Raw genomic sequence first — 26,334 nt, 5'->3', positions numbered from 1 at the left:
AAAAAACACAAAAGTAATTTTAGAGGGGAGGTGTAGTAAGTGGCAAATTCAAAAAACACGAACGATAAATGCAAGGAGATAGAAAAAGATATCCTGATAAAAAAAGAGATAAAGAAAATTAATGCTCTTTTCAAGGATTTAGATAAACATGTAAAAAAGTCAGTTGAATCGTTAATCCAGAATGCTGCTTACATGGCAGTTACTTTAAGAGAACTTCAGGACACCTTAAATCAGAATGGACTTATTTCTGAATATCAGAATGGAGAAAACCAATGGGGAACAAAGAAGTCTCCAGAAGTAGAAATTTATAATACGATGGTTAAAAATTTTATTTCAGCTATGAAAGCCATTAATGATTATCTTCCAAAAGACAAAATGAAAAAAGATGATGATGATTTTGAGGAATTTGTTAATAGTAAATGAGCAGAGTAGTTAGAAAGATAATTTATGATGAAACGTACAATCCTATTCTGGAGTATTGGAACTGGATTATACAGAATGGCAAAAAAGTTGTTAGTTTAAAAGTTTATAAGGTATATAAACATATAGTTGAAATAATTAATGATCCTAATAGTATATGGGAATATGATAATCACAAAGCAAATCATGCTATCGAGTTTATTGAAAACTATTGTAAACATTCTAAAGGAAGTATGGGAGGAAAGGCCTTTATACTTGAATTATGGCAGAAGGCTCTTGTTGCTGCAACGTTTGGAATGGTTGATAAATTAGAAGGTACAAGAAAATATAAAGAGGTTCTTTTAGTTGTAGCAAGAAAGAATGGTAAATCAACTTTAGCTGCAGCAATTGGTCTTTATATGCAGATAGCTGATGGAGAACCAGGAGCAGAAGTTTACGCATGTGCTACAAAAAAGGACCAGGCAAAAATAATATGGCTTGAATCAAAAAGAATGGTTAAAAAATCTAAGGCTCTTAAGAAAAGAATTAAAACTTTAGTTGGAGAGCTTACAAGTGATTTTAACGATTCTTTTTTTAAACCTCTGGGAAGAGATTCTGATAGTTTAGATGGTTTAAATGTTCATTGTGCATTACTTGATGAAATTCATGCATGGACTGATAAAAATTTATATGATGTTATTGTTGATGGAACATCTGCAAGAGAAGAACCACTTATATTTATAACTACAACTGCAGGTACTGTAAGAGAATGTGTTTTTGATATTAAATATGATGAAGCTTCAAAAGTAATCAACGGTTATGATGATCCTGATGGATATAAAGATGAAACATTTCTGCCAGTAATATACGAACTGGATAACAGAAAGGAATGGACAGAAGAGGAAAACTGGATAAAGGCAAATCCAGGACTTGGAACTATAAAAAAGCTTGACCAGTTAAAAAGAAAAGTTAATAAGGCTAAAGCAAATCCATTACTTGTTAAGAATTTATTATGTAAGGATTTTAATATAAGAGAGACTTCAAGTGAAGCATGGCTTACATTTGAGCAGCTTAATAATTTTAATATATTTGATATTGAAAAATTAAAGCCTAGATATGGAATAGGTGGTGCAGACCTTTCGTCAACAACAGACTTAACATGTGCAACAATAATATTTAAAATTCCTAATGATCCTGAGATATATGTTATGCAGATGTACTTTCTTCCTGAAGAGTTACTTCAAAAAAGAGTTGAAGAGGATAAAATACCTTATGATATATGGAAAGACATAGGACTTCTTAGAACAACTCCAGGAAATAAAGTACATTATAAATATGTTACTGAATGGTTTCAGGAGATTCAGGAAAAGTATGATATTTATATATTTAGTGGCGGTTACGATAGCTGGAGTGCTAGCTATTGGATTGAAGATATGAAAAATACGTTTGGAGAGTCAACATGGGAGCCAGTTATTCAAGGTAAGAAAACATTAAGTGGACCAATGAAGAATTTAGGAGCTGACCTTGAGAGTAAAATAATCAACTATAATAATAATCCTATTCTGAAATGGTGTCTTAGTAATACTGCTGTGGATATTGACAAAAATGATAATATACAGCCAATTAAGACAAGCAATCAGAGAAGAAGAATTGATGGCCTTGCAAGTTTACTTGATGCATATGTACAGTATGAAAGAGTAAAGCAAGATTACGAAAGTGTTATTTAAAGGAGGTGTGAAATTGAAATTATTTAATTTATTTAGAAATGTTGGAAAGTCTGAAAGAATTAAAATTATTGCAGATTATGGAGAAGGTTTTTATGCATGGAATGGAAAGCTATATGAAAGTGATGTAATAAGAGCTTGTATAAGACCAAAAGTAAATGCAATAGGAAAGCTGGAAGCAAAACATATAAGAGATGATGGTAAAAAGATTCAAATAAATCCAGAACCTTACATTAGATTTTTGCTTGAAGAACCTAATCCATATATGTGTGGACAGGTTTTACAAATGAAGGTGGAAACTCAATTAGCATTAAATAATAATGCGTTTATACTAATAATAAAAAATGAGTTTGGGCTGCCATGTGAATTATATCCTATAAACTGTACAGGAGTTAATACAAAATATGTAGGAGATAATAAAGAATTATGGTTGCAGTTTTATCTAACTAATGGGAAATTATTAAATGTTCCCTATACAGAAGTTATACATCTTAGAAATGACTATAATTCAAAGGAGATATTTGGAGATTCAAATGGCAAGGCACTTGAGCCATTAATGAATGTTGTAGGTACTATTGATCAGGGAACTGTTAAGGCAATAAAAAATAGTGGTGTAGTAAGGTGGCTTTTGAAATATGCAACAAGCTTAAGACCAGAAGATTTAAAGAAAAATGTAAAAGAATTTGTTAATAATTATTTATCAACTGAAACAGATACTCTTGGAGCAGCAGGAGTTGATTCAAAGGTTGATGCTCAAAGAATAGAACCTAAGGATTTTGTACCTAATGCTGCTCAGCAGGATAGAACCATTAAAAGGCTTTTTTCATTTTTTAATACAAATGAGAAGATAGTTCAAAGTGATTATACAGAAGATGAATGGAATTCATATTATGAGAGCCAGGTTGAACCTGATGCATTACAGTGGAAAAATGAATACACAAGAAAAATATTTAATAGAAATCAAAGGAGCTTTGGAAATTATATTGTTTTTGAAGCAATTAATTTGGCATGTGCCAGCATTACTACTAAATTAGGACTTGTTTCAATGGTGGATAGAGGAGCTCTTACTCCAAATGAATGGAGGGCAGTATTTAATTTAACACCTATTGATGGTGGGGATGTGCCTATAAGAAGGCTGGATACTGCACCTACTACAGAAGGAAATACAACGAAAGGGGGTGAAAGTTAGTGAAGAGTATTCAAATAAAAGGTACGATTGTATCAGATGACGATCAGTGGATTTATGATTGGTTTGGTATTGCAGCAGTAAGCCCTAAATGTGTAAAAAATCAATTAAAAGATGCAGAGAATGATGAAATAACAGTTGAAGTTAATAGCGGTGGCGGAGATGTATTTGCTGGAAGTGAGATATATTACATTTTAAATCAGTATTCTAATAATGTTACTATTGATATTGTTGGTTTTGCTGGGAGTGCTGCTACAATAATTTCATGTGCTGGAGATAAGGTCAGGATGTCTCCGACAGCTATGTATATGATTCATAATGTTAGTGGTATAGCAAGTGGAGATTATAATGTAATGGATAAAAATAGTCAGATACTTAAAACCGCTAATAAAAGTATTTGTAATGCATATAGAATTAAAACAGGCATGAGTCAGGAAGAAATATTAAATTTGATGAATGAAGAAACCTGGCTTGATCCAGAAGCTGCAAAAGAAAAAGGCTTTATTGATGAAATAATCAATATGGAAGATAATCCACAAAATAAAGCTAAAGCAGCATTATATAATGCACATTTTGTAAATGTGCTTAGTGAAGAAGTAAAAGAAAAAATAAGAAATACAGTGAAGAAACCAGAAAATGAACCATTGAAGAATAAAAATTCAATGGCTTTTTATAATGCAAAACTAAATTTATTAGAATTAGAAGGAAGGTAATATTAATGAAATTTAAATTTAAAGATTATGCTGATTATAAGGCACAAAGAGAAAAAATGTTAAATGAAGCAAGAACAGCGTTAAAAAATGGAGACAATGAGAAATGTAATGAACTTTCAAATAATATAAAAGAAATGGATAAAGCATGGGATAAATTCGCAACTAATAAATCTAATATTGCGACATTAGAAGGGAGCGCAGTACCACAAATGCAACTTGCTAATTTAGCAACTCCTGAAAATGCGAATATAGGAACACTAGGAAATTCAAATCATGATAAAAAATTAAAAGCTCAGCAGCAAGAAATATATAAAGAAGCTTTTGCAAATGTAATGCGTGGAAGAAAATTAGATGATGAACAAAAGAAAGTATTTGATGATATTAATGCTAGATTCCAAAATTCAGATACTTTAAATACGGTATCAAGTAATGCTGTATTAGTTCCTGAAACAGTTAAAAAAGGAATATGGCAGGAGATGGGTGAACAGCATCCTATTATTTCTGATATGTTTGCAACTTCTATTAAGGGAAATGTAACAATTACTACAGAAAAAATTGATGGTGCTGATGCCGAGTGGGGAGATGAAGCTGATGAAACACCAAGTGATGAAGTTAAGTTTGGTGAGGTTAATTTAACAGGCTGCGATTTAAGTAAGTGTATTACTATTTCATGGAAGCTTAAAGAAATGTCAACAGATGATTTTTTAACATACATTTCACAAAAAATAGGAAAGAAGCTTGGTAATGCTATTGCTAATGGGATTGTTAATGGTAAAGGCAAGCCAGGAGATAGCGATTCATTCAAGGCTCAGCCACGAGGAATTGTTACAGCAGTAAAAGCAGAAGAGAGTACACCACAAGTAGTTCAATATGATTCTACAAATGGAGCTTCATATAAAGATATGACATCTTTATTATCCAAAGTAAAAAGCGGTTATAAGAAGATCATATATGCAAAGAGTGCTACAGTTTGGACAGTTCTTGCAAATATTACTGATACAACTGGCAGACCATACTTTATACCAGATACAACAAAGGGTGGAGTCGGAGTTGCATTTGGAGCTATTGTAAAAGAAGAAGATGCAGTATCTGAAAATTGTATTTTAATTGGAGATATTGCTGAAGGATATGCTGCAAATAAAAATAAAGACATAACAATGTATCAGGAAGATCATGTAAAACAGAGAAAAACTGATTACATGGGGTATATGATCTTTGATGGTGATATATTAACCACTAAAGCATTTGCTTATATGGAACCTAAAACAGCATAGTTTTAATGATTAAGGCGGTAATTAGCCGCCTTTTAAAATGAAGGGCGGTGAATAATATAGGAGAATTATTAGAAAAGATTAAATTAACATTAAGAGTTGATTCTGATGATTTTGATGAAGAAATTAAAGATACAATAGATGCAGCAAAGGCAGATTTAAAGTTAAGCGGAGTTTTAGAAAGTAAAATAGTAGAAACAGACAGTTTAATTTTAAGATCTATTAAGATTTACTGTAAAGCTGAATTTAGTTCTGATGATAAAGAAACTCAAAGATATACTGATTCATATAATATGCTTAAAAATCATTTGTGTTTATCAACTGATTATACTGTTGAGGTGATAAGTGATGAAAATTAATAGTTTAAGGCACAGAATAGATATTTATTCTAAAACTGAAGTAGAGAATGAGCTTGGAGAGACAGATTATGAATATAGTAAATTAAAAACTGTATGGGCAGAAATAAGACCACAGACAGGAAGCCTACAACAGCAACAGGCTGATACTGTTCTTGCAAATGTAACTCATAAAGTAATTGTAAGGTATGAATCATGCAAAGAATTAACTAGTGACATGTATATTATGTACAGAGGAAAAAGATTTGATATTAAATATATCCTTAATCCATATTTCAGTAATGAAACCTTAGAGTTATTCTGTGAAGAGGTGATTTTATGAGTAATATAGATACAAGTGATCTTGATGATTTTGCAAAAAATTTATTAGATTATTCAAATTCAGAGCAACCTAAAAAGAGTAAAAAATTTTTACAGAAGGAAGGCAATAAACTTAGGAAAAAAACTTTATCAAAGGCAAAGAGCCTTACTACCAAGCATACAGGAAACTATTATAAAGGCATAAAAAGAGGAAAAGTATATCATTATAAAAGCAAAGAAAACAATTCTGTAAGAGTATACGGAGGCTCTCCACATGCGCATCTTATTGAATATGGACATAGAGAAGTCCTTAATCCTACAAAAGAAGGAGATAAAGCTGCAAATATCGGTGGTAATAATTTTGCTAAAGCAGTTAAAGAAGGAAAAGGAATTGGTACTCAAATTGGATTTGTTGAAGGTCTACATGTATTTGAAAAGGCTGGTAAAGAATTTGGGTCTGAATTTAATAAGGATTGTGAAGATTATGCTGAAGATATGTTGAAGGAGTTGAGTAAATGATTAGTTTACTTGAAATCAATGAAGCAATAAATGATAAAATAAAAAATGCTCTTGCGAACAGTGATTTTAAAGTAGTTCCAATAGTAGCAAGTGATTTAAAAGAACCAATTACTAGGCCATCAATAAAGACTGTTTTTGATGGAACTACTAGAAAAATGAATAGCAGAATGAAAGAAAGAACTCTGACATGCAGAGTTTATTTTTTTGCATCAGATTTAAGAAAATATAAGATTGAAAATACAAAAGTACAGAATTTGATTGAAAATGAGTTTTTAACGCCAATTAAAGTAACAGATACCTTTTATATTGATGTAGATGATGTTGATTCTACAGTGAGCGATACAGTTCTTATATGTAGTTTTGATATACAAACATTAGAAGATATTCCAGATGAAATACTTGATGATGGTGTTGAGTATGAAAATATGGAAAATTTAAATTTAGAATTGGAGGATTGATAAAATGACAGTTAAGCAGCCAAACATTGATATTGCATTCAAGCAGAAAGCAACAAGTGCAATTAACAGAAGTGACAGAGGAATTGCTATTATTATTCTTAAAAATGATGTAACTGAAAATTGTCCAGGTTATGCAGTTTATAAGGAAATAACAGAATTTGAATCTGCAAAAAGCAAATATAATGAAGCTAATCAGTTAGCAGTAAATGATATATTTACTTTTCCCCCATCCAAAGTAATAGTTGTAAATTCGGATACAGTTGCTAATGCTATTATTGAAATTGAAAAGAATACTATGACAGGATGGATAAGTATAGCAGATGGAACTGCAGAAGATTTTTCAACTTTAATCAGCTGGATAAAATCGAAAGAATCTAAAAAGAGAACATATAAGGCAATTACTTATAAAGCTTCAAGCACAGACTGTAAACATATTGTAAACTTTACAAATGATAAAGTAAAATTCAAAGATAGCAGAGGAGAAGTAGATGGAGTAAAATATTTGCCTACACTTCTTGGAATATTAGCTTTTTGCGGAGGAAACAATAAATCAGCAACCTATTTCAAATGCACTAATCTTGAAAGCGTTACTGCATTTGAAGATTATGATGCAGAATTAGCAAAAGGCGATTTAGTATTATTTAACGATACTAATTATGTAAGGATAGTTCAGGCTATTAATACTCTTATTACTTATGATGGAGAAAAAGCTACAGAAGATATGTCATTCATTGAAAATGTTGAGGTCATGGACATGATTCAAGATGATATAAGAGATGTATTCAGAGAAACTTACTTAGGAAACTATAAGAATAAGCTTGATAATCAGATGCTTCTTATAAGTGCAATTAATGGATATTTCAAAGGCCTTGCAGATGGAGATTTATTAGATTCTGAATACAATAATGTTTCTAGTATTAATGTTGCAGCACAAAGACAGGTTTGGATTACAAGCGGAAAAGATGATGCAAGCACTTGGACAGATGCAAAGGTAAAACAGAGTACATTCAAAAGAGATGTATATTTAGCGGGAGATATAAAGATTTTAGGTTCAATGACAAACTTAAAATTTGATATATCTCTTTTTTAATGGAGGCGATTAGATGAGCGTAGCAGTTAATAGGATATTAAAAGGTTCGAATGGTGTTACATGGATAGACGGAGAGCAGCTTTCAACTCTTAAAGACATAGAAGTAAAAATTAAAGGTGAATTTTCAGACGATAATTTTTGCGGAGATCCAGCAACATATTCGACATATAATGGCTGGAGTGGTGAAGGCAAATTAACTCAAGCTAAAATTGACAGTAAATTATGGGCTAAATTATGTGAAGCGTATAAAACTGGAGTAATGCCAGATATAAAGATAATTTCAGCGTTAACAGATAAAGCAACAGGGAAATCAGAAAGAGTTGCAGTTACTGGGGTAGTATTCACAGAATTTTCACTCATAAAGTACAAAGCTAAAGAAGCAGTTGACGAGGAATTTTCGTTCAAGTTCAATGATTATGATGTCTTAGATAAAATAGATTAAAAATAAGCACTCATTTTGAGTGCTTTTATATTGGGAGGTTTTAGTATGGATGAAAAAGTAATGACATTAGAAGCATTCAAAGCAAAAGCTATAGACAAATATAGAAAAAGAAAATTAGTAGCTGATATTCTGGTAAAAGGATTTGGAAAGGTCAAATTTAAAAGGCCGACAGATGAAGATTTACTTGAGTATTTAAATGGGGCGGCAAAGGGAGCAAAATTATCAAAAGATGGAGAAGTAAAAGAAACTGATGTAGGTCCAATTGCAGATGCAGCTAAAATATTAGTTTATAAAACATGCCCCTTTTTACATGATTCTGAACTTCAGAAAGAAATTGAAGCAACAGATCCTTATGATGCACCATTTAAAGTTTTTGGATTAACTGAAACAATGTCGCTTGCAGAAAAAATTTCTGATGAATTCAATTCAGAAGATATTCAAGAAGATATAAAAAACTCATAAGGGGCAGTAAAAATGCCCCAGGTCAGCTTAATTATGCAGCATATTACATAGTAAGAGGATTTAAATTAGATTATCTATTGAATCTGACAGAATTAGAAAAATTATTTTTTATTGAAAGTATGAATTATGCAATAGACTGTAAAAAGCAGTTTGAAGAAAGTAAATTAGAAGCAATATTCGGGGAAGGAGGTAAATAATGGCGAGCAAAACATTAAACACTATTCTTTCACTTACAGATAACACAAGTAAAAAACTTGTAAAAGTTGCATCAGGATTTAAAAGTTTATCTAAAGAAGCACAGAAAGCAACATTATCGGCTCAAAAGAGTATTAATAAATTAGGTCCAGCATTAGAAAAAGGAATAGACAAAGCAATTAAAAAAGTAGGCAAAATAGGAACTGCAATAGGAGGCTTAGCATTAGGAACAGGACTAGCAGAGGGATTTAATCTTGAAGGATACAGAACACAGCTTGAAACTGCGACTAAATCAACAGAAAAAGCAGCAGACATAATGAAATATTCTATTGATTTAGCAAACAAAACTCCATTTGAAGGTGGAGAAATGGTCGAAGCAAGTTCAAAACTTGAAGCTATGGGAATTAGTGCAAAAGATTATCTTAGTAACATAGTAGATATGGCAGCCGCAACGAATAAACCATTGGACCAGGCAACAGAAGCATTCATTGATGCACAGACTGGAGAACTTGAAAGATTAAAAGAATTTGGAATAAAAAAATCCGATATTCAGCAGAAAGCTGATGAAATGTTTGCAGGGCAGGAGACAATTAATAATAAAGGTCAAATAGTTAATCAGGACAATTTCAATAAAGCATTACTTGCAATAATGGAAAATAGATATAAAGGCGGAGCTGAAAAACTTGCGAACACTACAAAAGGTATGCTTAGTACAGTAAGTGGAGTTGTTAAATCTGCTCTTTCTAAGATAGTAGGAATTGAAGAAGATGGAACTATAAAGAGTGGTTCATTAATAGATAAAGTAAAAGAAAAAGTAAAAGCACTTGCAGATAAATTAACTCAATGGCAGAGTGATGGAACTCTTGATAATATTGCGAATAAAGCTACACAAGTTTTTGGTGTAGTATATAACATAATAAGCGGAGTTGTTAATTTCATAATAGATCATAAAGACATTATTATAACTATTGGTAGTATGGCGGTTGCGTTTGCAGCAGTAATGAAAATTATGAAAGGATTAAATCTTGTAACAAATGCTTTTAAAATGGCATGGGCGATATTAAATGGAACATTGCTTATATCTCCGATAGGATGGATTGTAATTGGAATAACTGCAGTCGTAGGAATATTTACTCTTCTATGGCTAAAATGCGAAGGTTTCAGAAAGATAGTAATAAGTATAGGACAGACAGTAATGACATGGTTTCAGAATACTATATTGCCAATCATTAAAAATATTTGGTCAAGCCTTCAGCAGTTCTGGAATACAGTAGTAGTTCCATTTGCTAACTGGATTATGGCAGTATTACAACCAATATTTCAGACAGTTTTTCCTATAATAAAGAAATATGTTTCAGATTGTTTCTCAGGTATAGGCTTAGTCATAAAAGGAGCATTAGAGTGTTTTAATGGAATTATTGATTTTGTTACAGGAGTTTTTTCTGGGGATTGGTCAAAAGCGTGGGACGGAATAAAAGAAATATTTGGTGGAATATGGGACAGTCTTGAAGGATGCGCAAAAGCACCATTAAATGCTGTAATATCATTGGTTAATAAAGCGATAGATGGAATTAATTCATTTAGTTTTACTGCACCTGATTGGGTTCCAGAAATCGGCGGTCAGACGATAAGCCCTAATATTCCTAACATTCCACAGCTTGCAATAGGAAGTAATTATACCAAGGAAGGATTAACTCTTGTAGGAGAAAACGGACCAGAACTTGTGCAAATGCCTGAAGGTGCAAAAGTAAATACAAACAGTCAGACAAAAAAATTATTAGGAAATAAGGATGTAAATATCAATGTGAAAATCGACACATTCGTAGGAGAAGAAAGCTTCGCAGATAGATGTGGAGAAATAATAGTTGGTAAAGTTAAATTAGCGCTTGCTAATATGTAGGAGGTAAAGTATGGGATATGACATATATATAGCAAATAAAGATAAAAGTAAAGTATTACAGCTTCCTGTTATTCCAGCAGAACTTCCTACTATAACAAAATCTATTACAAATGAAGAATTTAAAAGCTATAATGCTGGAACTTATAATTTTATAAAAGAAAAAGGACTAGATACTTTTTCAATAGATACGTGGATTCCTTGTGATGAGCATGATTACTATTTTACAAAAAGTGATCTTAAAGCAAAAGAATTTATTAATTTTCTTAATGCTGCAATAGATAATAAAGAATTTATACAGATAGTAATTATAAAATCAGACGGAACTACATTTGTAAATGATAAATATAGTATTGAAAGCTTTACACATGGAGTAAAAAAGAACGGAGATTATAGTTATAGTTTAGGAGTTAAACAATATAGAGAAATATCTAAAAATGCATATGCTCTTGGCTGGAACAGAAATGGCACAGGGTGGTGGTACTGCTATGATTATGATAATTATAAATGGTATGCATCATGTTGGCAGTTCATTGAGGGCGAATGGTATTACTTTGATGAAAACGGATATGCATTATGTAGTCAATGGTTTTTATGGAAAAATGAATGGTACTACTTAGATGAAAATTGTAAAGCAGTACACAGTGCATGGAAGCAGATTAATGGAAAATGGTATTACTTTTATGATAGCAGTTGTAAAATGGCACATGACTGTTATACTCCAGATGGTTACTGGGTAGATTCAAACGGAGCATGGAGGCAGTAATATGTTTAAATTAGTTACAAGCGGAATAGATATACTCCCATATTCGAATAATCTTTCGTGGGAAAGCAATACAGATACTCTTGGTACTCAGCTTTCCTTTGACACAATAAAGGATTTACCAGAGTGCCAGGTTCTAAGTCTGTTTAATGATGACAAAGAGCTTATACGAGGAGTTGTAATAAAAAAGACAGATAAAACTAACACATTTAGTTATACTGTTCAAGATTATTCATTTTATTTAAAAAATAAGACTTTAAAGCAGTTCAACTCAATGGCAGCAAGTGAATGTATAAAATCTCTAATAGGAGATGCTTATTTGGTTGGTAATATAACTAATATTCCAACTCTGATTACTCAGATATATAAAGATAAGACATTAAATGAAATAATTGGGGATATATTAGAAAAAGCACGAGCAGATCAAGGAATTTATTATTTTAGGGACATAACTGGAAATGTATTAAATATCTATAGATTGGAAGATATGAAGATAGTTCCAAACATAATTATTGGAGACTACACAATAAATTCCAGTATAGAAAATATGAAGAATGATATACAAGTTATATCGAGTGAAGAAAAATATAATTCTATTATTGCAAGTGCTTCTGATGAAAGTAAATATGCGTGGTATGGCAAATTAAGCGATACGTTAACAGTTGATGCGAATAATGTTGCACAAGCTAAAAACATGGCAATAAATAAACTTTCTGAATTAAATAAGATTGAGAAGAGTACAACAGTACCTTTAATTGTATTAGATGAAAATGTTGAAATAAAGGCTAATAGATATATTTATTTGCATTCAGGAAAATTAATCGGTTATTATTTTGTTAAAAGTGCAAAGCATTCTCTGGTTGATGGACTTCACAAATGCGATATTGAAATAACATTAAATGTTGAACCGAATATACTTACAAGTACTTTTGAGAATACAAGCTTAATTAATCAGCTATTATCTGATTCAGCTAAAAATTCAAACTCAAGTGAAAGTAAATCATCAGTATCTTCTTCAAGCGGTTCTAGTTCTAAAGGCCAGCAAGTGGTTGAATATGCAAGAAAATTTTTAGGCGTTAAATATGTCTGGGGAGGAACATCATTATCAGGAGGGTGTGACTGCTCTGGAATGGTACAGGCAGTATATGCTCATTTTGGAATTAATCTTCCACGAACAACATATACTCAAGTTAATTGTGGAACAGCAGTAAGTAAAGCAAATTTACAACCAGGAGATCTTGTATTCCCATCCGACCATCATGTCCAGCTTTATGCAGGTAATGGACAAATAATCGAACAGCCTAAAACAGGACTATGCGAGAGAGAAGTTGCAATGTGGGGATTTTGGAAAGCAAGGAGGGTTTTATAATGTATTATGTTGATTTAGCAAATGAACTAAAAAAGAGAAATAATTCTAAACCCTGTGAGCCGACAATAGGAAAAGTGATAAGCATATCCCCTCTTAAAATAAGTATATTCAATGGTCAAGTTCTGTTAGATGGAAATATTATTGAATTATCGAATGATTTCTGTATCTTAAACGGAACATGTGAAGTTAATGGAGAAACAGGGACTTGCAGTATTGATAGAACTATTAAACAGGGAGAAGAAGTTCAATGTATTCCTACTAATAATGGTCAAAAATGGTTTATAGCGAGGTGATAGAATAATGATTACTCCGGCGCAACTTGGATTTTCTGAAAATAATAATGATTATGGAAAGACTTCTGTAAGTAGCGGAAAGTCTTTTTTATTTGATTTTCAAAAAGGAGAATTTGCAACAGATGATAAAGGAAATTTGATTGAAACTAATGGAATTGAAAGCTTGAAAATGTGGATTGAAAAAGTATTAAAAACTGACGTAAATTCTTTTGATATATATAAAGATACTAATTATGGAATTGAAAGTTTACTTGACTTAGTTACAAGCGATTTCCCTATGGCTTTTAAAAAAGCAGAAATCAAAAAAATAGTAACAACAGCTCTATTGAAAAATTCTGACATTAGATTTATAGAAAATTTTAAATTTGAACGCAACAAAAGACTACTTACAGTACGTTTCGATTGTTCTACAATTTACGGAACTGTTAAAAGCGAGGTGAGTTTTTAGTGCAAAGTAAAGAAATATTAAATAATATGCTTGATAATACAAGTGATGAATTAAATAAAAGTGAAGGACAGTTCGTATATGATGTTGAGGCAGCAAGTGCTATAGAACTTGGAAAATTATATTCAAAGGCTGATGAAATTCTTAATGAAGGTTTTGTTGATACATGTGATTCAAGAAATCTTGAAAGAAAATGTTCCGATATAGGAATTGAAAGAAAAAAGGCAAAATTTAGCACAGGAATAGTAAAAGTTACTGGAAATGTTGGCAGCATTATTTATGCAGGCAATTTATTTGCAACAAACAGCGTGAATTTCAAGGCCATTGAGGATGTAACGCTTACAGAAAAAACTGCAGATATAAAAGTTGAGTGTACTGAGGTTGGAAATGTTGGAAATGTTTCAGCAGGAGACATAAAATTCTTTCCAGTAACATTAAGCGGAATAGCATCTGTGATTAATGAAAAAGCTTTTTCAAATGGATATGATGAAGAGACAGATGCTGAATTAAGAGAAAGATATTATCTTAAAGTAAGGACACCAGCAACCAGCGGAAATAAATATAGTTATATGCAATGGTGTCTTGAAGTAGATGGAGTTGGAGCATGTGATGTAATTCCATTATGGAATGGAAATGGCACAGTAAAATGCATAATTCTTAATTCTAACAAAACAGGTGCAGATGAACCACTTATAAATGCAGTTGCTAATCATGTTGAAGAAGTAAGACCTATAGGTGCAACTGTGACTGTTGCGAGTGCGACTGAATTAATAATTAACTTAAATATAAAGCCAACATATGATTCAGATGTAATATCTTCAGATGTATTAAAAAGCAGCATAAAAAAAGTTTTAACAGATTATCTTAAAGAAATTGCATTTAAAAAGAATTATGTAAGCTTGGCACAGCTAGGAGCGAAAATCTTGAATATTGATGGTGTTACAGATTATGAGGATTTAACTCTTAATAATGTTGAAGATAACGTGTCAATACCATCTGAAAATGTTGCAGTTTCTGGTGAGGTGACATTAAATGAGTAGATTATTAATAGATCATATGCCTGATTATTATAATAACAGTAAAGTAATTGAAAGCATTGATACTGCAATAAGCAAAGAAATTGAAAATGCTGATAAGTACAATAATGCTGTATTAGATAATTTCTATTGGAGTAGTATTAATGAGCTTGGAATTGCAAGATGGGAAAAAGAATTGGGTATAAGTGTTGCTGATAATTATGATTTAGATTTAAGAGTAAGCAGAGTTATTGCAAAACTTAGAGGGCAGGGTACAACAACAGTAAATGTAATAAAGAATATTATTAAAGCATGGAATGGATGCAAGGTAGAAGTATATGAACTTTCTCCACATATTTTAATGCAGAAATATACGCATCAGCAGTTAGCATTAAAAACATATGGAGATTTAAAAGGTGAAGATTATGAAATAAAAATAGTGTTTATTGATACAGTTGGAATACCTCGAAACATGGATGATGTAAAAAGAGCGATAAGTGAAGTTATTCCAGCTCATTTAAATGTACGTTATGTAGTTACTTTTAAATCTTATGCCGGTTTAAAGAGTTATACACATTCTGATTTAAGCAAATATACACATGTAAATATAAGAAATAATGAAATGGAGGAATATTAATGGCGGCAAATTATACAGAAAATTTTAATTTAAAAAAACCAGCTCAGACAGATAACTATAATATTGATGATGCTAATGGGAATATGGATTTAATTGATGCAACATTAAAGAAACATTCTGCGCAATTGAACGCAAATGCGCAAGATATTAAAAATATAAATGATACACTTATAACTTGCGAAAATGATAATATATTAGCATATAGGACCACTGCTCTTACATTAGAAAATGATACTGGTATTGCAATCGAATGGTTAGGAGTAACTCCTGAGTCATCTAAAAAAATGTTGCAAGGAGATAACACAAATTTTATTTTAGAACCCGGACTATATATCATTAATGTAAAATTAACATTTCAGGCTAATTCTTCTGGATTTCGTCAACTTAGATTAGTAAATGGTGACAACTGGATACTTAGTATGGACGTTCAATCAGGGATTGACGGATATGATAATAGATTAGAAGTCACTAGAATTTTAAAAGTAACATCACCAACTAAAATAAAAGTAGTAGCATATCAGAAAAGTGGTAGTGCTTTGACTATATACGGTGGTGACAACTCCGCGTCTATAAGCATAGGGAGGATAAATTAATGGAACTAAAATATTATAACAAAAACCCAAACATCATATACGATAATCTTATTAAAAATAATATTAAACCAATTAAAATCACAAGTGATTTAAAAATTGGTGAAAATATAGCACAAAATATAACAATAACATTACAAGATAATGTTGAAACAAGTCTTATACACAATATTGTTAAAAATATTGATAAAGAACTAAAACCACAACCAACAGAAAAAGAAACTCTTTTAAAAGAAGTAGCAGATTTAAAATTAGATAGTATAAAAAAAGATAGCATTATAAGTAATGCACTTAAAACAGTGGCTGATTTAAAAGTTAAAATAATTTCTATGGAAGAAGGTAAGTAATTATGGATTTTTGGAAAATGGTATTCAATTTAAAAATAGTAGATACAGAATATTTAAAGCAAGTTGTTATTACAGAAAAATCTCCATATGGAGATATAACAACAGAACAGTATAAAGAAATTACAGGAGAAGATTTTATTAAATTACTATAACTAATGTATTATAAAGTAAATTGTTGTATAATTGTTAATATATATATATATATATATTAGGAGGGTGAAGAAATGCTTAAAGAAGGGGACATATATCGTGAAGAAGAATTATTTAAATTAAAGAAAAATGGATATAAGATATTTGAATTAAATCATAAGTTAAATGTGAAATTAAAAGGTGGTACATTTGTTATTTATAAAATCGTTAAAATAATTGATGAGGTTCGAGAAATAGAAGAACGTGGAAGCTTTGAATGGGATGGAGGAGCAATTTTAGTTGAAATGGAAAATTCAAAATAATAGTTTTATGATAGGCATTTATTAGTGCCTATTTTTTATACTTGAAATACTACAGAATAGGTTTATTGCTAAAACATAAGAAAAGTAAAGAATAAAATTGCATAAAAAAATAAAACCAGGGAAATATATTACTGTTGACATAATATATATAACCTGGTTTTATCATATGTAATTTTGGGATAATTCCCTTATTACATTTAATAGTATAACCATGTTTATTAGAGTTATTCAAAATTAATTTTATATTTTGTTATTTTAATAAGAAGGTGATTATATTGAATTGTAATGAAGAATTTATAGTTAAGGCTATTGGAAAACTAACATTAGAATTTAACTATAATTGGGATGAGCAAAAGAAATTAAGGGAATTACTATATTTAGCTTTATATAATTATGAAGTAGTTAGTAGTGAAAAATCCTTAGTTGCAAGTGATCTTAAAGAAAAGATCTTATTATATCTTCAAGTAAAAAAATTAGAAAATTATTCGAAAGCTACATTAAAAAATTACACATATACGTTAAGAAAATTTTCTGATTTTATAGTAAAGCCTGTATCAACTATAACAAAAAACGATATACGTTACTTTATGGCATTAAATTACTCTAAACTAAAACCAAGTACAATTAATAATAAAATTGCTTGTTTTAAAACATTTTTTGAATGGTTGGAGCAGGAGGAATTAATACAAAAGAATCCCGCAAGAAGTTTATTAGGAACACGTTTACCAAAGCATTTAAGACATTCTCTTACATTAGAGGAATTAGAAAAAATAAGAATGGCATGTATAAATCTTAGAGAACGTGCTTTGATAGAATTTATTTTTGCAACAGGATGTAGAATTTCAGAAGTTATGAACACCAATATATCAGATATTGATTTCTCTAATAATTCTTTAAAAGTAATAGGAAAAGGAGAAAAAGAAAGAATTGTATTTTTCAATGATAAAACAAAATTACATTTAAAAAAGTATATTGATACTAGAGATGATGAAAATAGAGCATTATTTATAGCCACAAAATCTCCATTTAATAGATTAAGCAGAAGATCATTAGAAGTAGCAGTATCTAATATTGGGAAGAGAGCAAAGATAGGGAAACCAGTATTCCCCCATTTGCTAAGACATACAATGGCAACATTAGGACTACAATCTGGAGCAGATATAACAACGATACAACATCTATTGGGGCATACAACTCCAAGCACAACACAAATTTATGCAGAAAATAGCTTGGATAACTTAAAACATGAATATAAGCAACATTTTAATTGTTAATCAAAGAGATTAGAGAAATCTAGTCTCTTTTTATTATACAAAAATCCAAGTGTATGGAGAGGAAGGGAAAAATGGAAAGAATAAGCATTGCATTAATTTGCACAATAGGGGGATTTGTTATTAGTTATGTAACATTTATTCATAACAAAGATAATGCCATAAGAGCAGAGACAAAAGAAGATGCAGAAACAAAAGCAAAACTAGATTATATTAGTAAAGGAGTTGATGATATAAGGCTAGATAATAAATCACGAGACAGACAGATTCAAGAATTAGCAAAAGATTTAATAGAAGTAAAACAAAGTGTAAAGTCAGCACATCATAGAATTGATTCAATTGAAAATAGATTAGATGGAGGAATGTAAAAATGGAATTAACAAATTTAATGGATTATTTACCACCTTATATGGTACTTTTAGTCGCAGCAGCAATGGTATTAGGACAAATTTTAAAGAGCCTTGAGTGCATAAAAGACAAATATATAACATTATTCTTAGGAGCTTTTGTTCTTACAATAGCGGTTATTTTAAGCATAATAAATGCACAATATAAAGTTACATTAGATGCAATTATAAATGGAATACTTCAAGGTACGATTGTATGGGGAGTAGCAATAGGAATCAATCAGACTTATAAGCAGTTGAAGAAAGATGAATAAGAGAATTATGAAAGGTGTTTCTTTTTAGTAGGCACCTTTATTTTTATATTAAGGAGGTTTTTATATATGAAAATAGGATTAAGAGCAGGACATTCAGACAACTGCCAAGGAGCAGTAGGGATTGTGAATGAGCATGAGCAAATGAAAAAATACTATAACTATATCAAAGAGGTTTTAACTAAGTATGGGCATACAGTAATAGATTGTAATAGCAATGCTAATACAGAGAATATGGAACTAGCAGAAGGTGCCTCAAAAGCTAATAACAACAATGTAGATTTATTTATAAGTCTGCATATGAATTGTTTTAATGGTCAAGCACATGGAGCAGAATGTCTTGTAAGTTCCACAAGCTCAAGAGCATATGCTTATGCAACAAGATTAGTTAATAATTATGCTTCTTTAGGATTTAGTAACAGAGGAGTTAAGTGCCAGAAGCTGTATGAAATGAACCATATTGCAGCATCAAACATAATTTCAGAAATATGTTTTTGTGATAGTGCAGCAGATATTGATATATATAATAAGTATAGCTGGGAACAACTAGCTTATGCTTTCTGCAATGCAATAGATAGTAATATACCATTTAATTTAACTCAATATAAAAAAGGTTGGAACCAGGATTCAAAAGGTTGGTTTTATTCTCCAGACCAAGAGAGCTATTATAACGATGGATGGATTAAAATAGAGGGCAAATGGTTCTATTTTGTGGAAAATGGATATATAACATCAGGATGGATTAAAGATGATGGATTTTGGTATTATCTTAATGAAAAACATGATGGTTCATTTGGAGCTATGGTTACTGGATGGATAACTTATAAAGGTAGAAAGTGCTATCTTGAAGAAAACTCAAATGGATATCAGGGCAGATGCTATTGTAATGAAACTGCAGTTATTGATGGTATTGAGTATGTGTTTGATAAGAATGGTTATGTCAAATAATTTTTAAAAAATATTTGACATAAAATAGAATAAGTATAAAATTATAGGTGTAAAGAAATAGGGGGATAGAAATGAAGAATAAGTTAAGCAAAGAAACATATTTTAATAAGTTTAAAGAACTATATGAAAATAAAAAAGTAAAAATATCTGTAAATAGAAATTCATACGGAATATCTTTTTCTAAAGAATGTAAAGATTTAAGTACTGATAAAGAATTTAAAGAATGTATATCATCTATCATACAACATTTAATAGATAAAGTACTAGATAATTCAGATTCTAATAGTGATGATATTTATATAGAAGAGCTATTAAAAATTACTCCTGAATTAACTGATTATATAAAATTAAAATTTTATAGTAATCTGAATACGTTAAATGGATTTAATTTTGAATTAATAACAAGTAAAAGTTATAAATTAGAATTAGAAAAGGATAGTGTTATCATGAAGCTAGATTATAATAAACCTAATGATTCTCTATGCAATTCTAATAGTGTAACTTTTGAATTGAGTAAAAAAGAATTGAAAGAATTACAGAGTGAAATAAATAATGTGTTAGAAGCATTTGATAAATAGGTGATTTTATGGGAAATGTAATGCAAATAGAAGAATGCAGGAAAAATTTGGATAAACGCTCAGTCCAAAAAGAATTTAAAAATCCTAATGAGATTCATAAACCATTAACAGAAAATTGTAATAATATTTCTAAAAAGTATACAAAATATTACGACTATTTGGGAAATCAAAAGAATAATAATATTAAAAAAGGGAATACTTATAAGGATAATAATACGGAAAGGGGTAAAAATCATATGGATGATGAAGAAATTTTAAAAATATATATGAAAAAGATTGATCAAGATAGAAGAGATCAAGAAGAACGCCTTTCTAAAAATATGGAATTAATGGAAGAAAGATTATGTAAAGGACAAAGCGAATCTGAAAAACGTTTAGAAAAACACTATGAAAGAGCAATGAATAATGTAGACAATTCTGTTAAAGAAATAAAAAAAGAATTTGGAGAATTAAAAGCTGAAGTACAAGAAAATACACGATCAACAAAGCTTAATAAATGGAGTACTATTATTGGAACAATTGCTGTCTTTATAGCAACTGCGGCAATAGCTGTAAGTATATTTATGGCAATATTTCAATTAATTAAAAAGATGTAGAACTTACAAATATTATTTTTGAAAGTAATAAGTATGCATCTATAATACATACGATAAATAAATTTAATAAACCATTAAAAAATAGACACTTTGAAATTAAAATAAAGAACCATATATCAAAAAATATGGTTCTTTATTTTATTATAAATATTTCTAATATGTATTTCATTCTTATATAAATATCTATAAAGACTATGCTTTAATATTCCTAAAATTGTTCACAACTTATCCAATACATTAATAAGATCTTGTTGAAAGCTATCTATATTTTTAACAAGATCATTAAATAGAAATTCATATGTGGGTGGAAATATAAAAAAATTCCACCTTTTTTCCACCCACATATGAATTTTAGAAAAATCTAATATATTTTAGGATATACTTATTTATAGTTTTGTTTCGAAAATTAAAGCTGTAATTAGGCGTGAAATACTTTAAAATATATTTGTTTATATTTAAAAGCAATTTAATTTTGAAATACACCTCATGTGGAAGTGGTAGTGGGACTACAATATCAAGGTACGTCGAAATCCTAGCATTTAAACACTTTACAAAGATTATGACATTTAACAGAGATGAACAAGATTATAGAAATAAAGCTATAATTGATAGAATTTCAGTTTCAGTTGTAATTGATGTTTTCAATGGGAACATGTTTAATACACAAAAGTAAATATGAATTATTATAGGGATACGATTAATTTAATTGTATCCCTTTTTCAATATAAGGATATTCCATTAGTGATTTTGGAGTGTCCTTTTTCTATTTTAAGGAGGGAAAGAAAATGTGTAAGGTAATAGCAATAGCAAATCAAAAAGGGGGAGTAGGCAAAACTACAACAACAGTTAATTTAGGAATTGGACTTGTAAGAAAGGGGAAAAAAGTACTTTTAATAGATGCAGATTCTCAAGGAAGTTTAACTGCAAGCTTAGGGTTTGATGAACCAGATAAACTGACAGAAACCCTAGCTACTGTAATGGGAAAAGTAATAAATGATGAAGAAATGTTAGAAAAAGATGGGATACTTAGACATGAAGAAAAAATTGATTTACTTCCAGCTAATATTGAACTATCAGGAATTGAAATTTCATTAGTCAATGTAATGAGCAGAGAGCTTATATTAAAAGAATATATTGAAATGATGAAGAAATTTTATGACTATATAATAATTGACTGTATGCCATCCCTTGGAATGATAACAATAAATGTATTTGCAGCAGCTGATAGAATACTCATTCCTGTTCAAGCACAGTATCTTCCATTAAAGGGCTTAGAACTTTTGCTTCATACAATTAATAAGGTTAGAAAGCAGATTAATCAAAAGATAAATATTGAAGGGATATTAATGACTATGGTCAATGAAAGAACAAATGATTCAAAGGAAAATATATCAGCACTTAGGGAAGCTTATGGAGAGAATTTAAAGATATTTGAAAATAATATTCCTTATTCAGTAAGAGCTTCAGAAACAAGCAAATATGGGACAAGTATTTTTAAGCATGATCCTAATGGAAAAGTAGCAAAAGCCTATGAATTATTAGCTGAGGAGGTTTTAAATAATGAAAAGCAGTAATGCAAAGAAAATCAAACTAACTTCCTATAATGATATATTTAACATAGTAGACGAAAAAGAAAATATTAAAAATGAAAGAATACAGGAAATTTCTCTTTCAGAATTATATGAATTTACTAACCATCCATTTAAGGTGATAGATGATGAAAAAATGGAGGAAACAGTTAAGAGTATAAAAGAATATGGAGTGTTAGTACCAGCTATTGCAAGGCAAAGAGAAAATGGAGGCTATGAACTTATATCTGGACATAGAAGAAAAAGAGCAAGTGAAAATGCAGGATTAAAAACTATGCCAGTTATAGTGAGAAATTTAAATGATGATGAAGCAACTATTATAATGGTAGATTCTAATATACAAAGAGAAAATCTATTATATAGTGAAAAGGCATTTGCTTATAAAATGAAGCTTGATGCAATAAAACATCAGGGGTTTAGAAGTGATTTGAAAGAGTGCAATAAAGTAGGTGGAGTTAAGGAAATAGGAGAAGAAGCTGGGGATAGTATAAGACAAGTTCAGAGATTTATAAGATTAACAGAACTCATTAAGGAACTATTAGAATATGTGGATAATAAAAAGCTGTCATTTAATGCAGCTGTGGATATTTCATATTTGAATAAAGAAGAACAAGCAGATTTATTAAAAATTATAAAAAAAAGTAATAGTATTCCTTCATTATCCCAATCAGTAAGGCTAAAGAAATATAGTTTAGAAGGAAAGCTTGATAAAAATGTTATTGAAATAATAATGACAGAGGAAGAAAAAGCAGTGAATAAAGTTACAATTTCCAGAGAAAAGCTTGGGAGATATTTTCCTAAAGAATATACACAAAAGCAGATAGAGGATATTATTTATAAATTATTAGAAGATTGGAGCGGAAAGGAGGAATAAAAATTGAGTAACGATATAGATTTTGATTATTATTATGGAAAGGAAGCAGAACAATTTAGTTTTTATAGAATACCAAAGGTTTTATTCACAGATATACATTTTAAAGGATTATCTTGTGAAGCAAAGGTATTGTATGGACTTATGCTTGATAGAATGTCTTTATCTTTAAAAAATGGATGGCTTGATGATAATAATAGAGTCTATATTTATTTTACTTTAGAAGATATTGTTGAATTAATGAATTGTGGTACAGGAAAAGCAGTTAAGCTTCTTGCAGAATTAGATGGAGATAAGGGTATTGGATTAATTAAACGCGTAAAACAAGGTCAAGGAAAACCAACAATTATATATGTTAAAAGCTTTGTAATAAAAGAAAATGCTGAAGAAAAAAACAATGAAAGTCTAGACTTCCAAAAATCGAAAGTCAAAAATATTCAAAATAGAAAAATAGGACTTTCACAAATGGAAAGTCAAGACTTTTCAAAATCGGAAGTCAAGGGTTCTGAAAACGAAAAATTTAGAGTTCCAAAAAGCAAAAGTCAAGACTTCTCAAAATCGAAGAGTAATTATACTAAATATAATAAGACTAACATAAATGACACTGATAATATCAATCCTATCTATCAGGATAATAATAATTTTGAGATAAAAAATATTGAAGATAGGATAGATGAGATAGACAACATTGAGATTTATAAAGAGATTCTAAAAGAAAATATAGGCTACAGCACCTTATGTAGCCAGTATGATAAAGAAGAAGTAGATGAAATAGTAAATCTTATGATGGATATTATATGCTCCACAAGTAAGAATATAAGGATAGCAGGACAGGATTTGCAGGCTGATATTGTAAAAAGCAGAATACTTAAGTTAAATATTTTGCATATTCAGTATGTTATTAATTGCATTAATAAAAACACCACTAAGGTTAGAAATATTAAAAGCTATATGATTACTGCACTTTATAATGCTCCAGCAACTATTAATCATTATTATAAGACAGAGGTTAATCATGATTTACTATAAATTTGTATAATGTGGTTGTTATATAAAGGATGATATGATACGATTTAGTATATATATGTAAAATATTACAACGGTGTGTAAAGTATGACTATAAACTCATTATACGAGGAGTGAAATAATATGAAAAAGAAATTTACAATACTTTTGTTAGGACCAGCTGGAGCGGGAAAATCAACTTTTATTTCAGCTTTAAGTGAGATTAATATTTTTGAATTTGTTGCAGCAAAATCACTAGGTGGAGCAAATACAACTAAGTTATTAACAAGTTATGAATTTAGTAATAATATAAAAAAATAAAGGTGATTGATTGTACAGCAGCCAATAGAGAGGAGCATGACTCAATTTTAGAGGAATTACAGAATTTAAGCAATGAGCATAATGGATTAAAGAAGGTATTTGAGAAAATTAATGATAATGAATTTGCAAAAAAATGTAGTAACGTTTTTTTACAATTGCCATGTAAGTCTGGAATAATACTTGATGATAGTAAATTTGATTCTATAGTAGTTAGAGACAGTCGTGGGTTTGGTGATATTGGGGATTCAGATGGATTTAGTATGGATAATATAAGTTTAACAGATGATGTTAATACTATTCTTTTCTTTTCAATTTCATCTATTCAACAACCTATTGTATTTAAGAGAATTATAGATGAAATTATGAAACAAAATTTGAAGACACCTATGATACTTATGAGAAGAGATGAAGATCTTACTCAAAATGATGAAGATTTCAAAAAAAATATTTTAAATAATCTAAATAATAATGACAGAGAATTGCATGATATTGTGAATAACATTAAAAAAAATAATAAGTATCAGTTGAATGAATTGGTTTTTCAGTTACCAGAAGTAAAAAAATGGAAAGGCACGTTAAAAGTAGATAATAATAAACATAAAGAACAAGTAGAAAATTTCTTTAAAGCTACATCGGAAGTTATTGAATATTGTATGGAGATGTATGACGAATTATATAACGCAATAGTGAATAAGATGCAAGGCGTATATCAAGATTTATTTGTTGATAATATTTTAAATAAACTTTTATGCGAAACTGCATATCAGGCAGTAATTACTGTCGTTGATAAACCTTATTGTAAACCAGGAAAAAACTATTTTGCGGATAGAGATACAGCAGCACTTGTTAAGCCAGTACAGTTAGTTGATGTTGAAAAAAAACAGAGAGTTCCTTTTAATAATGAAGTAAGTAAGCGAGGTAATAAATATTCAGATGGAGTTATTCCAAGTTATAGTTATTCTTGTGTTAATTTTAGAAAAATATTTCATAAGGTAGTGTCTGACTTAACAGATTTATCACAAGATACAAAATTGAAACCATTATTTCTTACATTTATGGATATTGTATTAAAAAGTCTTACTGTTACAGCTTATACAGGATATAGTTTTGAAGACTGTGCCAAGGATGCTATAATTTTTTATAAATTGATTGAAGCGAGAGAGCAAGCAACAGAAATTTTAAATGAAGCAGATTTGGTTAAAAATAATGAGTGGAAACCATTCACATATAAGCCATTTGAAAAAACATATTCTAGTTCAGAAGCAATTGCAGTACTAATGTATGTAAATTTAATCAAAATGCTTAATTTAAAAGAACAATTTCATACCATTAATGATATTCTTACGGAAGAGAGTATATTATTTGCAGAGGATAAAAATGTAGAGGAAATTGAAGAAAAGTTATCAAGAAAAATCAATTTATAATAAATTTCAAGCTATTACTAACATATAGAAAACACTAAGAGTAACTAATTAACATTAGCTGCTCTTTTATTTTGCACAAAAATAGGAGGACACAATGAAAATATGGTCTTACAGGTTGTTAATACCACCATAAAAATTATTAATTTTAA

At 29.8% G+C, this 26,334-nt stretch carries 34 protein-coding genes; all 34 read left to right on the top strand.

The window, feature by feature from the left end; translation table 11 throughout:
* Nucleotides 1-39 precede the first annotated feature (39 nt).
* The 34 genes from MTX53_RS08855 (at nucleotide 40) to MTX53_RS08690 (ending at nucleotide 26,185) form a co-directional block, all read left to right on the top strand.
* The gene (locus tag MTX53_RS08855; protein ID WP_244833382.1) at nucleotides 40-423 is read left to right on the top strand and encodes a hypothetical protein; all 384 of its coding nucleotides are present in this window, start codon (nucleotides 40-42) and stop codon (nucleotides 421-423) included.
* A complete protein-coding gene (locus MTX53_RS08850; protein ID WP_244833381.1) occupies nucleotides 420-2,126 on the top strand; it encodes a terminase TerL endonuclease subunit in 1,707 nt (568 codons plus the stop codon). Before MTX53_RS08855 ends, MTX53_RS08850 begins: the two co-directional genes overlap by 4 nt.
* 13 nt (nucleotides 2,127-2,139) lie before the next feature.
* Nucleotides 2,140-3,312, top strand: coding sequence for a phage portal protein (locus MTX53_RS08845; protein ID WP_244833380.1), 1,173 nt, complete (start codon nucleotides 2,140-2,142; stop codon nucleotides 3,310-3,312).
* Nucleotides 3,312-4,022: a head maturation protease, ClpP-related gene (locus MTX53_RS08840; protein ID WP_244833379.1), complete on the top strand. Its 711-nt coding sequence runs from the start codon at nucleotides 3,312-3,314 to the stop codon at nucleotides 4,020-4,022. The genes MTX53_RS08845 and MTX53_RS08840 overlap by 1 nt, the downstream gene beginning before the upstream one ends.
* A gap of 5 nt (nucleotides 4,023-4,027) precedes the next feature.
* Nucleotides 4,028-5,296 (top strand): phage major capsid protein, encoded by a 1,269-nt coding sequence (locus tag MTX53_RS08835; protein WP_244833378.1) that lies wholly within the window; start codon nucleotides 4,028-4,030, stop codon nucleotides 5,294-5,296.
* A gap of 47 nt (nucleotides 5,297-5,343) precedes the next feature.
* Nucleotides 5,344-5,652 (top strand): head-tail connector protein, encoded by a 309-nt coding sequence (locus MTX53_RS08830; protein ID WP_244833377.1) that lies wholly within the window; start codon nucleotides 5,344-5,346, stop codon nucleotides 5,650-5,652.
* On the top strand, nucleotides 5,642-5,971 hold the full coding sequence (locus tag MTX53_RS08825; protein ID WP_244833376.1) for a phage head closure protein: 330 nt from the start codon (nucleotides 5,642-5,644) through the stop codon (nucleotides 5,969-5,971). The genes MTX53_RS08830 and MTX53_RS08825 overlap by 11 nt, the downstream gene beginning before the upstream one ends.
* Nucleotides 5,968-6,468, top strand: coding sequence for an HK97 gp10 family phage protein (locus tag MTX53_RS08820; protein WP_244833375.1), 501 nt, complete (start codon nucleotides 5,968-5,970; stop codon nucleotides 6,466-6,468). The genes MTX53_RS08825 and MTX53_RS08820 overlap by 4 nt, the downstream gene beginning before the upstream one ends.
* Nucleotides 6,465-6,926 (top strand): DUF6838 family protein, encoded by a 462-nt coding sequence (locus tag MTX53_RS08815; RefSeq protein WP_244833374.1) that lies wholly within the window; start codon nucleotides 6,465-6,467, stop codon nucleotides 6,924-6,926. The genes MTX53_RS08820 and MTX53_RS08815 overlap by 4 nt, the downstream gene beginning before the upstream one ends.
* A 4-nt stretch (nucleotides 6,927-6,930) precedes the next feature.
* Nucleotides 6,931-8,016: a phage tail sheath C-terminal domain-containing protein gene (locus MTX53_RS08810; protein WP_244833373.1), complete on the top strand. Its 1,086-nt coding sequence runs from the start codon at nucleotides 6,931-6,933 to the stop codon at nucleotides 8,014-8,016.
* 13 nt (nucleotides 8,017-8,029) lie between these two features.
* The gene (locus MTX53_RS08805; protein WP_244833372.1) at nucleotides 8,030-8,458 is read left to right on the top strand and encodes a phage tail tube protein; all 429 of its coding nucleotides are present in this window, start codon (nucleotides 8,030-8,032) and stop codon (nucleotides 8,456-8,458) included.
* Between the two features lie 45 nt (nucleotides 8,459-8,503).
* Nucleotides 8,504-8,920, top strand: coding sequence for a hypothetical protein (locus tag MTX53_RS08800; protein WP_244833371.1), 417 nt, complete (start codon nucleotides 8,504-8,506; stop codon nucleotides 8,918-8,920).
* 196 nt (nucleotides 8,921-9,116) lie between these two features.
* Entirely contained in the window at nucleotides 9,117-11,015 is a 1,899-nt protein-coding gene (locus tag MTX53_RS08795; RefSeq protein WP_244833370.1) for a hypothetical protein, read from the top strand.
* A 10-nt stretch (nucleotides 11,016-11,025) separates the two neighbouring features.
* Nucleotides 11,026-11,778, top strand: a complete 753-nt coding sequence (locus MTX53_RS08790; protein WP_244833369.1) for a cell wall-binding protein — start codon at nucleotides 11,026-11,028, stop codon at nucleotides 11,776-11,778.
* 1 nt (nucleotide 11,779) lies between these two features.
* Entirely contained in the window at nucleotides 11,780-13,144 is a 1,365-nt protein-coding gene (locus MTX53_RS08785; protein ID WP_244833368.1) for a C40 family peptidase, read from the top strand.
* The gene (locus MTX53_RS08780; RefSeq protein WP_244833367.1) at nucleotides 13,144-13,437 is read left to right on the top strand and encodes a DUF2577 family protein; all 294 of its coding nucleotides are present in this window, start codon (nucleotides 13,144-13,146) and stop codon (nucleotides 13,435-13,437) included. Before MTX53_RS08785 ends, MTX53_RS08780 begins: the two co-directional genes overlap by 1 nt.
* Before the next feature lie 7 nt (nucleotides 13,438-13,444).
* Nucleotides 13,445-13,885 (top strand): DUF2634 domain-containing protein, encoded by a 441-nt coding sequence (locus MTX53_RS08775; RefSeq protein ID WP_244833366.1) that lies wholly within the window; start codon nucleotides 13,445-13,447, stop codon nucleotides 13,883-13,885.
* Nucleotides 13,885-14,922 (top strand): baseplate J/gp47 family protein, encoded by a 1,038-nt coding sequence (locus tag MTX53_RS08770; protein WP_244833365.1) that lies wholly within the window; start codon nucleotides 13,885-13,887, stop codon nucleotides 14,920-14,922. Before MTX53_RS08775 ends, MTX53_RS08770 begins: the two co-directional genes overlap by 1 nt.
* On the top strand, nucleotides 14,915-15,535 hold the full coding sequence (locus MTX53_RS08765) for a putative phage tail protein (protein ID WP_244833364.1): 621 nt from the start codon (nucleotides 14,915-14,917) through the stop codon (nucleotides 15,533-15,535). The genes MTX53_RS08770 and MTX53_RS08765 overlap by 8 nt, the downstream gene beginning before the upstream one ends.
* Nucleotides 15,535-16,128, top strand: coding sequence for a hypothetical protein (locus tag MTX53_RS08760; protein ID WP_244833363.1), 594 nt, complete (start codon nucleotides 15,535-15,537; stop codon nucleotides 16,126-16,128). The genes MTX53_RS08765 and MTX53_RS08760 overlap by 1 nt, the downstream gene beginning before the upstream one ends.
* Nucleotides 16,128-16,472 (top strand): hypothetical protein, encoded by a 345-nt coding sequence (locus MTX53_RS08755; RefSeq protein WP_244833362.1) that lies wholly within the window; start codon nucleotides 16,128-16,130, stop codon nucleotides 16,470-16,472. The genes MTX53_RS08760 and MTX53_RS08755 overlap by 1 nt, the downstream gene beginning before the upstream one ends.
* A 2-nt stretch (nucleotides 16,473-16,474) precedes the next feature.
* Nucleotides 16,475-16,624: an XkdX family protein gene (locus tag MTX53_RS08750; RefSeq protein WP_244833361.1), complete on the top strand. Its 150-nt coding sequence runs from the start codon at nucleotides 16,475-16,477 to the stop codon at nucleotides 16,622-16,624.
* Nucleotides 16,625-16,696: 72 nt separating this feature from the next.
* Nucleotides 16,697-16,924, top strand: coding sequence for a hypothetical protein (locus tag MTX53_RS08745; protein WP_244833360.1), 228 nt, complete (start codon nucleotides 16,697-16,699; stop codon nucleotides 16,922-16,924).
* Nucleotides 16,925-17,199: 275 nt separating this feature from the next.
* On the top strand, nucleotides 17,200-18,198 hold the full coding sequence (gene xerA / locus MTX53_RS08740) for a site-specific tyrosine recombinase/integron integrase (RefSeq protein WP_244833359.1): 999 nt from the start codon (nucleotides 17,200-17,202) through the stop codon (nucleotides 18,196-18,198).
* A 71-nt stretch (nucleotides 18,199-18,269) separates the two neighbouring features.
* Nucleotides 18,270-18,563 carry a hypothetical protein gene (locus tag MTX53_RS08735; protein WP_244833358.1) on the top strand — a complete coding sequence of 98 codons (294 nt, stop codon included), beginning with the start codon at nucleotides 18,270-18,272 and terminating at the stop codon, nucleotides 18,561-18,563.
* A gap of 2 nt (nucleotides 18,564-18,565) precedes the next feature.
* The gene (locus tag MTX53_RS08730; protein WP_244833357.1) at nucleotides 18,566-18,856 is read left to right on the top strand and encodes a phage holin family protein; all 291 of its coding nucleotides are present in this window, start codon (nucleotides 18,566-18,568) and stop codon (nucleotides 18,854-18,856) included.
* A gap of 66 nt (nucleotides 18,857-18,922) precedes the next feature.
* Nucleotides 18,923-19,801: an N-acetylmuramoyl-L-alanine amidase gene (locus MTX53_RS08725; protein WP_244833356.1), complete on the top strand. Its 879-nt coding sequence runs from the start codon at nucleotides 18,923-18,925 to the stop codon at nucleotides 19,799-19,801.
* Between the two features lie 71 nt (nucleotides 19,802-19,872).
* A complete protein-coding gene (locus tag MTX53_RS08720; protein ID WP_244833355.1) occupies nucleotides 19,873-20,379 on the top strand; it encodes a hypothetical protein in 507 nt (168 codons plus the stop codon).
* 8 nt (nucleotides 20,380-20,387) lie between these two features.
* A complete protein-coding gene (locus MTX53_RS08715; protein ID WP_244833354.1) occupies nucleotides 20,388-20,975 on the top strand; it encodes a hypothetical protein in 588 nt (195 codons plus the stop codon).
* A 785-nt stretch (nucleotides 20,976-21,760) separates the two neighbouring features.
* Nucleotides 21,761-22,549 carry an AAA family ATPase gene (locus tag MTX53_RS08710; RefSeq protein ID WP_244833353.1) on the top strand — a complete coding sequence of 263 codons (789 nt, stop codon included), beginning with the start codon at nucleotides 21,761-21,763 and terminating at the stop codon, nucleotides 22,547-22,549.
* Entirely contained in the window at nucleotides 22,536-23,438 is a 903-nt protein-coding gene (locus MTX53_RS08705; protein ID WP_244833352.1) for a ParB/RepB/Spo0J family partition protein, read from the top strand. The genes MTX53_RS08710 and MTX53_RS08705 overlap by 14 nt, the downstream gene beginning before the upstream one ends.
* Nucleotides 23,439-23,441: 3 nt before the next feature.
* Nucleotides 23,442-24,464, top strand: coding sequence for a DUF6017 domain-containing protein (locus MTX53_RS08700; RefSeq protein ID WP_244833351.1), 1,023 nt, complete (start codon nucleotides 23,442-23,444; stop codon nucleotides 24,462-24,464).
* Nucleotides 24,465-24,584: 120 nt separating this feature from the next.
* Nucleotides 24,585-24,761 carry a hypothetical protein gene (locus MTX53_RS08695; protein ID WP_244833350.1) on the top strand — a complete coding sequence of 59 codons (177 nt, stop codon included), beginning with the start codon at nucleotides 24,585-24,587 and terminating at the stop codon, nucleotides 24,759-24,761.
* Nucleotides 24,762-24,763: 2 nt separating this feature from the next.
* Nucleotides 24,764-26,185, top strand: a complete 1,422-nt coding sequence (locus MTX53_RS08690; protein WP_244833349.1) for a hypothetical protein — start codon at nucleotides 24,764-24,766, stop codon at nucleotides 26,183-26,185.
* Nucleotides 26,186-26,334 lie beyond the last annotated feature (149 nt).

It is taken from the genome of Clostridium sp. BJN0001, assembly GCF_022869825.1.
Lineage (GTDB): Bacteria > Bacillota > Clostridia > Clostridiales > Clostridiaceae > Clostridium.
The sequence above is the reverse complement of the archived record's forward strand: the minus strand, read 5'-3'. Positions and strand labels throughout refer to the sequence as shown.

Excerpts from the sequence above, each read along its gene's own strand:
- MTX53_RS08825 (WP_244833376.1), top strand. The coding sequence starts at position 5,642 with ATGAAAATTAATAGTTTAAGGCACAGAATAGATATTTATTCTAAAACT.
- MTX53_RS08705 (WP_244833352.1), top strand. The coding sequence starts at position 22,536 with ATGAAAAGCAGTAATGCAAAGAAAATCAAACTAACTTCCTATAATGAT.
- MTX53_RS08750 (WP_244833361.1), top strand. The coding sequence starts at position 16,475 with ATGGATTTTTGGAAAATGGTATTCAATTTAAAAATAGTAGATACAGAA.
- MTX53_RS08815 (WP_244833374.1), top strand. The coding sequence starts at position 6,465 with ATGATTAGTTTACTTGAAATCAATGAAGCAATAAATGATAAAATAAAA.
- MTX53_RS08780 (WP_244833367.1), top strand. The coding sequence starts at position 13,144 with ATGTATTATGTTGATTTAGCAAATGAACTAAAAAAGAGAAATAATTCT.
- MTX53_RS08695 (WP_244833350.1), top strand. The coding sequence starts at position 24,585 with ATGAAAAAGAAATTTACAATACTTTTGTTAGGACCAGCTGGAGCGGGA.
- MTX53_RS08805 (WP_244833372.1), top strand. The coding sequence starts at position 8,030 with ATGAGCGTAGCAGTTAATAGGATATTAAAAGGTTCGAATGGTGTTACA.
- MTX53_RS08720 (WP_244833355.1), top strand. The coding sequence starts at position 19,873 with ATGAAGAATAAGTTAAGCAAAGAAACATATTTTAATAAGTTTAAAGAA.
- MTX53_RS08850 (WP_244833381.1), top strand. The coding sequence starts at position 420 with ATGAGCAGAGTAGTTAGAAAGATAATTTATGATGAAACGTACAATCCT.
- MTX53_RS08810 (WP_244833373.1), top strand. The coding sequence starts at position 6,931 with ATGACAGTTAAGCAGCCAAACATTGATATTGCATTCAAGCAGAAAGCA.
- MTX53_RS08765 (WP_244833364.1), top strand. The coding sequence starts at position 14,915 with ATGAGTAGATTATTAATAGATCATATGCCTGATTATTATAATAACAGT.
- MTX53_RS08800 (WP_244833371.1), top strand. The coding sequence starts at position 8,504 with ATGGATGAAAAAGTAATGACATTAGAAGCATTCAAAGCAAAAGCTATA.
- MTX53_RS08755 (WP_244833362.1), top strand. The coding sequence starts at position 16,128 with ATGGAACTAAAATATTATAACAAAAACCCAAACATCATATACGATAAT.
- MTX53_RS08775 (WP_244833366.1), top strand. The coding sequence starts at position 13,445 with ATGATTACTCCGGCGCAACTTGGATTTTCTGAAAATAATAATGATTAT.
- MTX53_RS08835 (WP_244833378.1), top strand. The coding sequence starts at position 4,028 with ATGAAATTTAAATTTAAAGATTATGCTGATTATAAGGCACAAAGAGAA.
- MTX53_RS08790 (WP_244833369.1), top strand. The coding sequence starts at position 11,026 with ATGGGATATGACATATATATAGCAAATAAAGATAAAAGTAAAGTATTA.
- MTX53_RS08710 (WP_244833353.1), top strand. The coding sequence starts at position 21,761 with ATGTGTAAGGTAATAGCAATAGCAAATCAAAAAGGGGGAGTAGGCAAA.
- MTX53_RS08820 (WP_244833375.1), top strand. The coding sequence starts at position 5,968 with ATGAGTAATATAGATACAAGTGATCTTGATGATTTTGCAAAAAATTTA.
- MTX53_RS08735 (WP_244833358.1), top strand. The coding sequence starts at position 18,270 with ATGGAAAGAATAAGCATTGCATTAATTTGCACAATAGGGGGATTTGTT.
- MTX53_RS08745 (WP_244833360.1), top strand. The coding sequence starts at position 16,697 with ATGCTTAAAGAAGGGGACATATATCGTGAAGAAGAATTATTTAAATTA.
- MTX53_RS08715 (WP_244833354.1), top strand. The coding sequence starts at position 20,388 with ATGGGAAATGTAATGCAAATAGAAGAATGCAGGAAAAATTTGGATAAA.
- MTX53_RS08795 (WP_244833370.1), top strand. The coding sequence starts at position 9,117 with ATGGCGAGCAAAACATTAAACACTATTCTTTCACTTACAGATAACACA.
- MTX53_RS08725 (WP_244833356.1), top strand. The coding sequence starts at position 18,923 with ATGAAAATAGGATTAAGAGCAGGACATTCAGACAACTGCCAAGGAGCA.
- MTX53_RS08785 (WP_244833368.1), top strand. The coding sequence starts at position 11,780 with ATGTTTAAATTAGTTACAAGCGGAATAGATATACTCCCATATTCGAAT.
- MTX53_RS08760 (WP_244833363.1), top strand. The coding sequence starts at position 15,535 with ATGGCGGCAAATTATACAGAAAATTTTAATTTAAAAAAACCAGCTCAG.
- MTX53_RS08730 (WP_244833357.1), top strand. The coding sequence starts at position 18,566 with ATGGAATTAACAAATTTAATGGATTATTTACCACCTTATATGGTACTT.